At 32.4% G+C, this 12,398-nt stretch carries 10 protein-coding genes; 3 read left to right on the forward strand and 7 right to left on the reverse strand.

Going from position 1 to position 12,398, the window contains the following annotated elements:
• Positions 1-27 precede the first annotated feature (27 nt).
• On the forward strand, positions 28-594 hold the full coding sequence (locus tag K6T82_RS11700) for a Crp/Fnr family transcriptional regulator (RefSeq protein WP_223706052.1): 567 nt from the start codon (positions 28-30) through the stop codon (positions 592-594).
• Positions 595-767: 173 nt separating this feature from the next.
• Entirely contained in the window at positions 768-1,679 is a 912-nt protein-coding gene (gene yddG / locus K6T82_RS11705) for an aromatic amino acid DMT transporter YddG (protein WP_223706053.1), read from the forward strand.
• An 85-nt stretch (positions 1,680-1,764) separates the two neighbouring features.
• Here yddG and K6T82_RS11710 read toward each other — a convergent pair whose 3' ends face one another.
• The 4 genes from K6T82_RS11710 to K6T82_RS11725 all read right to left on the reverse strand — a co-directional run bounded on the left by K6T82_RS11710 (position 1,765) and on the right by K6T82_RS11725 (position 8,374).
• On the reverse strand, positions 1,765-2,367 hold the full coding sequence (locus K6T82_RS11710) for a murein L,D-transpeptidase catalytic domain-containing protein (RefSeq protein WP_223706054.1): 603 nt from the start codon (positions 2,365-2,367) through the stop codon (positions 1,765-1,767).
• 276 nt (positions 2,368-2,643) lie between these two features.
• On the reverse strand, positions 2,644-4,068 hold the full coding sequence (locus K6T82_RS11715; protein WP_223706055.1) for a SusD/RagB family nutrient-binding outer membrane lipoprotein: 1,425 nt from the start codon (positions 4,066-4,068) through the stop codon (positions 2,644-2,646).
• Between the two features lie 12 nt (positions 4,069-4,080).
• Positions 4,081-7,257 carry a SusC/RagA family TonB-linked outer membrane protein gene (locus tag K6T82_RS11720; RefSeq protein ID WP_223706056.1) on the reverse strand — a complete coding sequence of 1,059 codons (3,177 nt, stop codon included), beginning with the start codon at positions 7,255-7,257 and terminating at the stop codon, positions 4,081-4,083.
• Between the two features lie 655 nt (positions 7,258-7,912).
• Entirely contained in the window at positions 7,913-8,374 is a 462-nt protein-coding gene (locus K6T82_RS11725; RefSeq protein ID WP_223706057.1) for an isochorismatase family protein, read from the reverse strand.
• A 627-nt stretch (positions 8,375-9,001) separates the two neighbouring features.
• Between K6T82_RS11725 and K6T82_RS11730 the strand changes: the two genes are divergently transcribed.
• Positions 9,002-10,549, forward strand: a complete 1,548-nt coding sequence (locus K6T82_RS11730) for an AraC family transcriptional regulator (protein ID WP_223706058.1) — start codon at positions 9,002-9,004, stop codon at positions 10,547-10,549.
• 141 nt (positions 10,550-10,690) lie between these two features.
• Here the strand turns inward: K6T82_RS11730 and K6T82_RS11735 are convergent, their stop codons facing one another.
• From K6T82_RS11735 to K6T82_RS11745, 3 genes are all read right to left on the reverse strand, one after another.
• Positions 10,691-11,143, reverse strand: a complete 453-nt coding sequence (locus K6T82_RS11735; protein ID WP_223706059.1) for a hypothetical protein — start codon at positions 11,141-11,143, stop codon at positions 10,691-10,693.
• Between the two features lie 177 nt (positions 11,144-11,320).
• Positions 11,321-11,953 carry a hypothetical protein gene (locus K6T82_RS11740; RefSeq protein ID WP_223706060.1) on the reverse strand — a complete coding sequence of 211 codons (633 nt, stop codon included), beginning with the start codon at positions 11,951-11,953 and terminating at the stop codon, positions 11,321-11,323.
• A 169-nt stretch (positions 11,954-12,122) separates the two neighbouring features.
• Positions 12,123-12,317, reverse strand: a complete 195-nt coding sequence (locus tag K6T82_RS11745) for a hypothetical protein (protein WP_223706061.1) — start codon at positions 12,315-12,317, stop codon at positions 12,123-12,125.
• Positions 12,318-12,398: the final 81 nt, after the last annotated feature.

The following is a 12,398-nucleotide window of genomic DNA, read 5'->3' on the forward strand; positions in this document are numbered from 1 at the left end:
TTCTTAATTTTATAAAAAACATTCTTTATGAATGAACAATTTAGAGCTCATATTGAAAAATTATCGACTATAAACGACGAGCAATTTGACTATATTTTATCTTTTTTCAAACCTAAAAAATTAAAAAAGCATAGTATTTTAATTAGCGAAGGAGATACTGTTTCTTATGAATATTGGGTGGCAAAAGGTTGTTTAAAAGCTTCATATGTATTGCAAGATGGAAAGGAACGCATAATACGATTTGCCATGGAAGATTGGTGGATTAGTGATTATGATGCTTATTTCAAAAAAAATCCTGCTACGCTGCATATTGAATGTCTGGAAGATTGTGAAGTGTTAGTACTTTCTTTCGATGATCGTGAAAAACTCTGCAAAGAACTTCCTGAAATGGAGTATTTCTTCAGAAAAAAAATTGAAGGTGCTTATGCTGCTTTTCAAAAAAGACTAATTTCTCTACTTTCCAGTGATGCTAAAGAACGATATGATTTCTTTCTACAGCAATATCCAATGTTGCACAAAAGAGTTTCAAAATCGATAATTGCATCTTATCTCGGCATTACAAGAGAAACGTTGAGTCGTATATCTAATCTTTAAATTTGATTTACATCACACTTAAAACGTGATCTACATCATTTGACAATACAATTTTTATCAAAAACTTTGTATTCATAAAGTAAATCAAAAAAATTATGAGTATCAAAGCGCTTTTTGCCAACAGAAGTCATAATTTATTTGATAAAATTCTTCATTTTTAAATCAATGTTTTCATGACTACATCATCAAAAGCAACTTTGATTGGGTTCGGCGCGGTAATTTTATGGAGTTCAATTGTCGGACTTATCAAAGAAGTAACTCATTCTTTTGGTCCTCTTTTTGGCTCTGCTTTAATGTATTCTATTGCTTTTCTCTTTCTTTTATCTACAATTGGCTGGGTACCGCTGAGAAAATTCCCCCGTAAATATTTAATTTGGGGAGGTTTGTTGATGGTTTCGTATGAATTGTGTTTGAGTCTTTCTATAGCTTATTCACAAAATAGCAAACAAGCAATCGAAATTGGAATGGTAAATTATCTTTGGCCTTCTTTTACCTTAGTTTCAACGATACTTTTTACTGATAGGAAATCCAGCTGGTTAATTTTTCCCGGAATAGCATTATCTATGTTGGGAATCGTTTGGGTCTTAGGAGGCGATGCAGGATTCAATCCAGCTCAAATGCTTCATAATATCAGCATCAATCCACTAAGCTACGGACTTGCATTTTTAGGTGCTTGTTTATGGTCTGCCTATTGTGTGGCAACTATTAAAATTTCTAAAGGAACAAACGGTATTACCTTTTTCTTTATGCTTACAGCTGTTATATTATGGATAAAATATCTCTTGACCGGTGAAAATACTATTCCTCTTGTAAGCGTATCCTCTGTTTTATATCTCATCTTAGTAGCCGCAGCGATGGGATTTGGGTATGCAGCGTGGAATATTGGCATAATCAAAGGAAATGTCACTATTCTTACCGGAGCATCCTATTTAATTCCGATTTTTTCCTCTGCCCTTTCTTCTGCTCTTTTGGCAACCGCTTTAGGTTTTTCTTTCTGGCAGGGATCATCAATGGTTTGCGCTGGATCTATTTTATGTTGGTTATCAACTAAAACTTCAAAAAAGACATTAAAACAGCCCGTTTGATTTTCTAACCGACTTTAAGAATCAAAACTTATATAAAAACAAAAAAGAGCCGTAAAGCTCTTTTTTTTATATTTTTTTCGAAATGTTAGTAATAAACAGAAAGCATAATTTTTGAATTTGAGCTATCGATTATTTTTTCTAATCTTTTGAAAAACAATTCACTAACCATTGGACAACCATGGCTATTGATGATGTAATATCCTTGCTCATCTGTAGGAACCTCCCTGTATTTATGCAATACAATAGCTCTTTTCATAGCATTGCTATTCGTTTCATCCATTCCTGCAAGTCTGAAAGCTTTTCCGAATACACCGTTATAAGATTTCTCAACAGAATATCTTCCTAAAGAAGTGCAATTAGAATTAGGAGTATTACTGAATTGCAAAATATCTCCTTTAATTCCTGTCTCAGAACCTGATCCGTGTGCAACTAATCCTTGATCGATAATTTCGTTCTTTTCAAGGTCATACACAAAAAAGCGATTTCTTCCAGATTTGATTTTCATGTCTACAAAAAAAGCAATTTTACGATTGTAATTGCGATTGGTTGCTGTAAATTCTTTAATTTGATTTACGTGCTCGTTAAGTCTTGCAAATTCAAGTTCATTTAATATTTCTTTCTTATCCGTCACATTGTAGGTTGTAAAGGAAGTCAAAGAAAAAAGAAGTGCCATAAAAAATACTCTCATATGAAGGCAATAAGTTTAAGTTAGTAAATGATTGGGGCGACAAATCATATTTTGAAGTTGCAAAATTATATAGAAAGTTTATACAATTCCCACATTCCAATGTTAAAGATATAATAAATATCTGAAAATATGACACTTAACTGTTAAAGTTTTCTCAAACAAAGGTAATTTTCTTTTTTAACAAGAAATGAAATCGTAATAAAAAAGCCCTGCATTCAAATTTGAACCGGGGCTTTCAAGGTTATTTTAAGCTTAATAAAGGTTTAAAAATTCATTTTATTTGGCATCAAACCATAATTTTGTAGTCAACAAATCTTTTCCTTGTACAGCTATAGCAGCTTGATAACTAACACCATTTAAAGACTGCTCCGTACCTGGATAAAAGAAACGAGAAGGTATTTTTCCATCCAAAACAGTATTTGGACCGGCAGTTAGAACCGGATAATCTAATCTTCTCCATTCTGTAAATGCATCTAAGCCTTGCCCAAAAAAGGCAATCCACTTTTGCGTACCAATTGATTTTGCATAATTTGCTGCATCGTATTTTACAGCAGCTTGATTTAGATAAGTCGAAATAGTTGTTGCATTGGTAATTCCGAACTGATTAAATGATGCCGTAATAGCGTTTTTATAATACTGTTCTGCATCTCCTGCAATAAAACCACGTGCGGCAGCTTCAGCAAGGTTAAACAACGTTTCTGAATAAGAAGCTATAACGGCTGGCGACGAAGAAGTCAGGAAATATGTTCCTGGTTTTGAGGTCTTGGCAAAACCTTGGCTATTAGCGTCACTGTTTGATAGTCCGTTAGCGCCTCCAACATATTTACCAACCGTTGCATCAGATGGCAATTGAGCAAATACTGGCAAACGCGGATCTGAAAACTCATTTAATTTATCGACCATTGTTTTAGAAATACGGAAATCGTCACGTGTTTCAAACCAAGCCGAAGCTGGATTTTGTTGAGGCGAACTAATATAAGTAAATTTAAACGTTTCACTTTCACTGCTAATCACTCCTGCAGCATCACTAGTAGCATCGATTGCTGCCTGTTTGGCTAAAGCTGGTTCTTTGTCTGAAATTCGTAACGCAATTCTCAAACGAAGTGAGTTTACAAATCTTTTCCATTTCAAAATATCTCCTTTATAGACCAAATCTCCCGTCACCGTACCATTTGTAGTACTTAACAAAGATTGCGCTTGTTTTAGGTCTTCCAATAAGCCTGTGTACACTTCTTTTTGAGTATTGTACGCTGGAGTTACTTTTTGTCCTGCTTCTTTATACGGAATACTTCCATAAGCATCTGTCAAGAGCAAAAATGTCCATGAACGTAAGCTTAAGGCAATTCCTTTATAATTTGAATTTGCCTGTACATCCGGAAAATTGATAATAGTATTCAGGTCTGTAATCAATGTTGCGTAACCTGTATTCCACAAAGAAGTGAACGAAGTATTAGAAACGTCGTATCTATCTGGCTCAGTGTACTGAATTTTAGCCCAATGTTGTACAAAAAGTAAAGATGAATTAAAGTTGTTTGCATCTCCCCAATATAAATCGGCGCCTTGTTTCAAAGTTCCTGTTAATAAGTAAGGCGCTAATGGAGTTTCTGTTGCATTTGGATTTTTATTAATGTCATCCAAAACATCACTGCATGAGGTCAGTGTCAATCCGAATAAGATTATATATGATAGCTTTTTTAGCATGATTTCGTGTTTTTAGAATTTAAGATTAACATTAAGACTGAAATTTCTGGTTGTTGGTAAAGATAAACTCTCCAAACCTTGTGCATTTCCTGTATTGAAAGCCGTTTCAGGATCAATATTTGGCGCATCTTTGTAGATAAAAAACAGGTTACGTCCAACAGCAGTAATACTTGCTCCTTCTAAACCTAATTTCTTTACAAATGATTTATTGAAATTGTAAGCCAGTTTTATTTCTCTCATTTTTACAAAAGTAGAGCTATAGATATACGCTTCGCTGATATTGTAAGAAGCTTTGTAATACTCCTGCGCACTGATAACCTGAGTATTTGGAGCTCCATTTTCGTATACTCCGTTAAAAATCATACCATCATCATAAACTGTTGTTCCTGCTGGCGCCGTTCCGTTTACTAACGTTTTTGTACTACCATTTATATAGTAATTTAAACCTCCATTTTCAGCATCACGTCCTGGAAGTGTTTGAGCCAAAACTCCTGTATAAGTACCTGTTCTGTTTGTTCCCGAGAAAATTTCTCCTCCCACACTAGCATCTACAAGAAATGATAATTCAATGTTTTTATACGTTAATGTATTCGTTACACCTGCTAAATAATCAGGAGTATAATGTCCTAAAACTTTCTTTTGAGGATCTGCTTTTGGTAAACCATTCGCACCAACTACGATGTTTCCGCTGGCATCACGCAAATAAGCAGTTCCATAAAGTGCTCCGTAAGCTTGTCCTACAGACGCCAAAACGTCAACACCTCCTGAAGAACCAATTGTATAGTTTTGAATCTGTTTATCATAATCCAAAATTTCAACTTTACTTCTATTTCTAGAGTAATTGGCTCCAATATTCCATCTGAAGTTTTCTGTTTGAATTGGGCTTCCGTCCAATTGAAGTTCCAAACCTCTGTTGTTTATTTTTCCAGCATTGATCAACTGTGAATTATAACCGCTTGACGCTGTTGTTTTAATCTCCAGAATCTGATCAAAACTATTCGTGTTATAATAAGCAACATCAAAATGAAGTCTATTTTTCCAGAAAGAGGCTTCTAAACCAACTTCGGTTGAGCGCGTGGTTTCTGGTTTCAAATTCTCATTTAATTTCTTTTGAGAAGAAGTCTGAATTGGATTTCCATCAAATGCCGTTTGGAAATTATAAATCGTTGACAACTGATAAGGATCTGCATCATTACCAACTTCAGACCAACCTCCACGTAATTTTAAGAAATCTAAAGTATTGCTTTTCAATTTTAAGGCTTCAGACAAGATTAAACTTCCGTTAATAGACGGATAAAAATAAGAACGATTACTGCTTGGCAGTGTCGATGACCAGTCGTTACGTGCTGTAAGGTTTAGATAAGCATAGTTTTTATATCCAAATTGTGCTGAAGCATAAGCACTATATACTCTCAATCTTGACAAAGTATTCGATGATGTCAACGGATCTCTAGAATTCGTCAAAGTATACAAATCAGGTACTGCCAAACGTGGTGCTTTTTGATAATTGTTTGCATCGCTATGATTACGAATATTAAATCCGGCAAGAGCGTCTAAACTAAAATCATCGCTTAATTTTTTAGTGTATGTAAAAATACCTTCCGTATTTTGTTCGTTTACTGTGTAAGCATCCTCAGCATAAGATCCGAATGGAGTTCCGTTTGTACCATATTTAATGGTATATTTTCTTCTGTCATTATAATAATCAACTCCTGTACGGAATTTAAAATTAAGTCCCTCAGCCAATTTTGCATCCAAATGCACGTCACCAATTATACGATTTCTCTGTTGACTTGTCGTATTGTAATAAGCATTCCAATAAGGATTGCTATAGTAGCTGTTGTTCCAGTTCACATCTCTATTGTTTTGAAGCTCGTTGATATCAACTTGGCGTCCAAACCAAAGAAACTGAAGCATTACACCAGCAGCACGATTACCTGACGGACCACCTGGTAAAGTTGGAGCATTGGTTGTAATATAATTTGCCGTTACTCCTACTTTTATATTTTCTGAAATCTTGTAATTGGTATTAATAGTAAAGTTTGTTTTGTTTACCTCACTGTTAGGAACTGTTCCCAATTGTTTTTGGTTGTTTACCCCTAAACGGAAATCCGATTTATCGTCAGATCTTGCGATAGAAACACTGTTATCATAAGTTACTCCTGTATTAAAGAAATCCTTCACATTATTAGGATGCGCTACAAAAGGTACTGCTTCTCCGTTTGAGAAAAATTGAGGAATCAGACGTCCATCCATTTTTGGTCCCCAGCTTTCATCAACCCCATCATTAATTCCGCCTCCTTTACCATCTACAAAGCTGAATCTTCCGTTTGAACCTTGTCCGAATGTATTTTGAAAACTTGGCAATGTTGCTACTTGGGAGATTGTTATTCCAGAATTTACAGAAATTCCTAATCCTTTCTGACTTTTACCCGATTTTGTTGTAATCAAAACAACACCGTGAGCCGCACGAGATCCGTAAAGTGCTGCCGCGTTTGGTCCTTTTAATACCGTCAAAGTTTCAATATCCTGTGGATTCAAATCGGCAATTGCATTCTTAAAATCACGAGTTGCTCCTCCAACACTTCCTAATTGAGAGTTATCTACCGGAACACCATCTACTACAAATAAAGGCTGATTGTTTCCTGCAATAGAAGTTTCTCCACGAATGATAATACGAGAAGATCCCATATCTCCCTGAGAATTTGTAATACGAACACCCGCTAATTTTCCGCTAAGACTGTTTAAAAAGTTGGTTTCTTTTGTGTCTGCAATATCTTTGTTTTTAAGTGCTTGCGTAGTATATCCTAAAGATTTTTTTTCTTTTGAAATACCCAAAGCCGTAACTACAACTTCTGATAATTGATTTTGTTCCTCAGTAAGATCAATCACTACGGCATTTTTATCAACTATCACTTCTGCCCTTTTATATCCAAGATAACTTACTACTAAGGTGTACGGAAACTTTTGTCCTGTTTGGAAATAAAACTTTCCGTCAAAATCTGTTTGAACCCCGTGTGTAGTTCCTTTTATAATAACCGAAGCACCAATTACGGGCTCTTTTGTAACAGCATCTACAACTGTCCCTTCAAGTTTTGATTGGATTAACGGTGTAGTTTGCTGCGCGTTAACTCCTATGGAAATCAACAAAATACATAACCATGTATATCTTTCTAATTTTTTTTTCATTACTTTGTTTTAGTTTAATAAATGAAGTGAGCAGAAAACGGATTACTCCACTTTTGCTTCCTTTCAGAGATGTACAATTTCTTTTAAGCTTCACCATTTCTGTTCCAGCAGGAATGGTTTTTCTTTTATCTACACATTCGTTTTTTCATTTTTTTTTTCTTTTTGGATTAGTATTAGTTGAGTTGGCATTTATAAATGATTCCACCTTTTAGAAGGTTTCCTCTTGCTAGAAAATTTTTGTGATTTTATTTAGCGGAAGAATTTTAATGACACCAACACATAAGGCAAGAAGTGCCAAAAGTTGTCATTCGGGAAGTATAGTCGATGTGCTGTAATCTTAAAGTGTTCATTATTTTTTAAATTCTACTAATTTGATAGAACAAAGGTAAATTAAAAATTTGAACATGAAAATTTTCTGCAATATTTTTGCAAAAAAAATGTTAATGAATTTTAAAAATAAATTTAAATTATTAAAAACGAGATACTTGAGCACTTAAACCAAAACTTCACTAAGTAAGTATTTTACTAAAAAGAATAGGATAAAACTTCTCAAAAGAGGTTTTAAAATAGTGAAAACGAAAAAGACCAAATCATTATCATAGCAACTATGACAGTGATTTGGCCTTCTTGAAAACTTATTTAAGAAAGTTACTTTTTAAAAAACAAACTGATTATTAGAGGCATATTCATTACAAACTACTTCTACTTTAAAACCTAAATCTTTAGCAGTTCGCACCGTTGAATCATTAAGCATATTATTCATCATTCCGACGATTGTTAGATGCTCAATTTTTTTCGTATTTAAATAATCGAATAAATCTGTTCCTGAAAAACTATTAGTGGTATTTTTTATAATGATTGTTTCTCCCTCCAAAGGAGCAACTTCTTCATAAATTTGAGCGCCATGAGTTCCTGAAACAAAAAATGAAGCACCTTTATGCAATGCAATATGTTGTATATGGATTACAGTTTTTCTTTTTTTTCTAAAATCGTGCAGCATCTTTTTAGCGATTGAAGCTATTTCATAACTTTCGCTTAATTCCATTTTTCCTTTATAGAAATAATCGTTTTGTATATCGATTAATAATAATGCTGACTTGGTGTATTTTCTTTTCATCTTCAATATATTTATTGAAAACTGCCGGTTTCAGGTACATCATTTAATCCAATCTATCGCATACCTCAAACCAAATAACTCCGGACCCCTCTAAAGCCTGCAACTGCAGATTGGCAGAAAGAGGTAAACTGTTTAGAGTAAACTTTGTATCTTTTTACGAAACCAGCAGTTCAACAAAAACTAGTACTAAACAAAAAAATAATCTTTTACTTCAATAAAAAATTTGATTGCGAAACTACTAATCAGAAGGAGGTAAAAATGGTACGTTTCTTTATCAATTACGTAATAGATAAAAAATTTAACCAAATAAAAAACATAAGTCACTATTTTACAAACACATAAGAATTCAAAGAATAAAATCTAAAAAAACTAGAATTGCAACTTATGACACATATGTAGGAAGTTTGAACTGATTTAAACGCAATAAAAAACCAATAGACTACAGTTGTCTAAAAAAAAGAAGAAAATTTATATTAAACATTAAAATTTAATGTTGTTAAGAAAAATATGAGTTAGCTTCATTTTGAAAAATATTAGTTACATTACCCCTTTCAAAACAAATTGTATCCCACCACAATTGAGTCTTTAATTTTGATTTAAAATCGATTCAATTATAACCAATATTACATGCACTTAAAAACTACTCTTACCTTTATTCTCTTTTTTTTATCTAATTATTTATGTTATTCACAAAAAACATTTGATCAGATTTATACTGAAACGTATCAGGTTTTACTAAGTTCAAATCCTAAAAAAGCGCTCAGTAACACAGATTATTTGTTCGGAATTGCAAAAATCAATTCAGACAAGATAAAAACCCGTATGCTAAAAGCTCATATTTTGTATCAATATGGTCTTAACAACGAAGCTATAACAGCTTTAAAAGAAGCAGAAAAATTTGCTTTAATAGACAAGGATTATGCTGTACAATCTAAGATTTATGGTTTTCTAGCTTCACTTTATCGCGAAAGCGAAATATTTCATGTCGGCAAAACATATCTCAACAAAGCTGTTTTGATTAGTAAAAAAATAAAAGATAAAAGCGAAATGTACCGATTTCAGGGAAATTTATCTCAGGAACTGGCTTGTTACGAATTGCTCGATTCTAATTATACAAAAGCAATCAAACATCTTAAAAAAGGGATTCAATTGTTTGAAAAAGCAGAAAGTACCAGTGATAAAAATTATCAAATTGCAATCAATGATGAACTTATTGCCCGAAATTATCTGGAATTGAAAAAAGCCGATTCTGCTTTGTTTCATTATGTCAAAGCAGAGAAAGAACTTCAGACATCGCTGTCTTATGATAGTCCGCTAAGAGGATTTATATATACTGGTATTGCAAATGTTTACGTGTCATTAAAAGATCATAAAAAAGCTAGACTCAATTTCAAAAAAGCAGAAGAAATTGCAGACAAATCAGATTACGCTGCATTAAAACAAGAAGTTTACAATTCTCTAATGGAGTTTTACAAAGGTACCGACACTAAAAAATATATTATTTACAATGAAAAGAACCTACAATTAAGCAAAGCCGAAAATGACAATAAAAAAGTTATTGCAGACGATTTAATCAAAACGCTTCAAAAGAAACATTTAGATAGCCAGAACCAATATGAAAAAAACAAACTTGTAATTATAGCCATTTGTCTTTTTGCGATTTTTTGCACTATAGCCATTTATATTTTTAAGAGAAAACAGGACTATAAAAAAATCAGGGACTTTATTCACAATACTAAACCTGTAGAAAATACGGAGAACGATACCGAGCAAAAAAAGGAAATCGCCAAAGAATATATGTCTGAAGCTACTGAAAACAGCATTTTGCAAAGTATAAAAGAATTCGAGAAATCACTTTCTTTTCTCAATAAAACATTGTCATTAAATTCTGTGGCTGCAGAATTAAATGTAAATCATCGTTATTTATCTTACGTTATCAATAAACATAAATCAAAAGATTTTGCGAGCTATATCAATGAGTTAAGAGTAAATTATATTATTGATCGATTAAAAAATGATGATTCTTACTTAAAATATAAAATCAGTTATCTTGCCGATCAGGCAGGTTTTGCCTCTCATAGCAGATTTACTATTACGTTTAAAAAAAAAACAGGTGTTTCTCCACTAACGTTCATTACCTATCTTCAAAGCAATACAGAAAAGGAAAACGTTTAAAAAACAAAACAACAATCATTTGAGAAGATTGCAAAATGATTGAAATTCGTTGTTTTAAAGATTTAATTCCTAAAAAAATCTTCATAAAAAAACCTCCAAAATCAAATGACTTTGGAGGTTTTACTATTTTTATATAGAAAATTACATTTCGTTTAATTCATTAAACTCATGTAAAGATTTTAATGTGCTTTCGTAGAATAAAATTGCAGCAATTAAATTTCCTTTATCAGAATAAGGCATCATTTTTCTTTGGAACTCTACAGTAGTTTCTAAGAAAGATGTTGTACCAACTGCCTGACCATCTAAAACTTTTTTGTGCTCATTATCGTCTGGAATACCTAGATCTGCCATTGTAACACCTGGTTTAGTAACCAAAGCGATATAAGGAAGAGTTTTTACTAAAACTTTAATACGCTCGATGTATAATTCTAAAAGTTCTCCTTTTTGCATACCAGCTAATTCTTTTTGATCGTGGTATTTACGGATTATGGCTGTTGTACTGATAATACTTCTCGGAGCATTCTTTGCTTGTGCTGAAACAGCCACAGTCGTTAAAAAGCAAAGGAAACTTAGTAAAATAATTTTACTCTTCATTTTCTAGTAGATTTGGTTATTGAATCAGGGCAAAAATATATAATTTAACTGAAAATACAAGTTATTATTTGATTTTTCTAGTTTAAAGTTCATTGTAACTAGTTCTATAACAAAATACAAAAAAATAAGTACGATTTTTTGCAAACTTTTTTAATTGCAATTTTTGTGAACTTACTTTTATTTTATTATTCTAAAACGCCCTGGATATTTGATATAAATACTTTTTCTGTTTCCGTAATAATCCATAAAATCTTCGCAAACAAAAACGGCATGTGCTGTTGACCAGGCTACAACTCCGCAGAATTCACTTCCTGATTCTCTTTTTAGTTTTTCAACCTGCTTGCCTATCTTGAATCCTAAGTATTTATAGATTGTCGGTGTGTAAACAGAACCATCTTCCAAATCTTCTAATGCGCTGTCAAAAGTAGATTCTTTATCAATAATTTGTTTGTATTTTGCCATTACAGCATAAGTCAAAACTGCATAATCAACAATCTTTTCGCTTAGTTCATTGTCTTTTATAAAAACAAAATCGGCAGATATTTTGGCTTTATTCAATTCATCATTATTCAGACTGAATGATGCATTGTTTTTTAATGTAATCTTGTAGGAGTTGTCATTTAATTTTTCGCTTTCAAAAAGATTATCCAATCCATAAACGTTTAAAGAAGCTTTAATAAAAGCAATCGAAGAACAATTTGTTCGCTCACCCTGTTTAAAACTTTCAAATATTTTATCTGAACTCAATTGAGAATATACATTTGTTGAAATAAAGACAAAAAGTAGAAAGAGAGAGGCAACAGATTTCATTGTAGTAAAAATTTATAATTGTTTCCCAGTTTAGCTTTGGGAGATTCTACAAATCTATAAAAATCAAGTTTATATTTTTTTTGACTTTTTGATTTTTATCAAAAAAAACAAATTTTAACATAGTTCAAAAAGAAAAACGCCTCAAATTGGATCGAGACGTTTTATGATTTTATTTTTTTTCTTCGTTATTCAGCTTATCGTCGAAATCTGGTTCTTCGCCTTTAAACTTTTTGCTGTCTACATCGTAGTTTTCATCATTTGTCAAAACTTCTTCATGATCTTTGTATTGATGTTTTCTTGTATCACTTCGATTATTAGAATCACTTTTATTATTGTTAGCCGGAGTTTGATTATTCGTCTTCATAACTTTAAGTTTTAAAATGTTTTTTAAAATTACTTCAAATACGCCTCTTCATACTTATACAATCCTTTTTTAAAATTATAA

The sequence above is a fragment of the Flavobacterium potami genome, from assembly GCF_020026915.1.
Classification (GTDB): domain Bacteria; phylum Bacteroidota; class Bacteroidia; order Flavobacteriales; family Flavobacteriaceae; genus Flavobacterium; species Flavobacterium potami.

What these genes read in the sequence shown, in the direction of transcription:
- K6T82_RS11700 (WP_223706052.1), top strand. Translation starts at nt 28, where the DNA reads ATGAATGAACAATTTAGAGCTCATATTGAAAAATTATCGACTATAAAC.
- yddG (WP_223706053.1), top strand. Translation starts at nt 768, where the DNA reads ATGACTACATCATCAAAAGCAACTTTGATTGGGTTCGGCGCGGTAATT.
- K6T82_RS11710 (WP_223706054.1), bottom strand. Translation starts at nt 2,367, where the DNA reads ATGAGAGTATTTTTTATGGCACTTCTTTTTTCTTTGACTTCCTTTACA.
- K6T82_RS11715 (WP_223706055.1), bottom strand. Translation starts at nt 4,068, where the DNA reads ATGCTAAAAAAGCTATCATATATAATCTTATTCGGATTGACACTGACC.
- K6T82_RS11720 (WP_223706056.1), bottom strand. Translation starts at nt 7,257, where the DNA reads ATGAAAAAAAAATTAGAAAGATATACATGGTTATGTATTTTGTTGATT.
- K6T82_RS11725 (WP_223706057.1), bottom strand. Translation starts at nt 8,374, where the DNA reads ATGAAAAGAAAATACACCAAGTCAGCATTATTATTAATCGATATACAA.
- K6T82_RS11730 (WP_223706058.1), top strand. Translation starts at nt 9,002, where the DNA reads ATGCACTTAAAAACTACTCTTACCTTTATTCTCTTTTTTTTATCTAAT.
- K6T82_RS11735 (WP_223706059.1), bottom strand. Translation starts at nt 11,143, where the DNA reads ATGAAGAGTAAAATTATTTTACTAAGTTTCCTTTGCTTTTTAACGACT.
- K6T82_RS11740 (WP_223706060.1), bottom strand. Translation starts at nt 11,953, where the DNA reads ATGAAATCTGTTGCCTCTCTCTTTCTACTTTTTGTCTTTATTTCAACA.
- K6T82_RS11745 (WP_223706061.1), bottom strand. Translation starts at nt 12,317, where the DNA reads ATGAAGACGAATAATCAAACTCCGGCTAACAATAATAAAAGTGATTCT.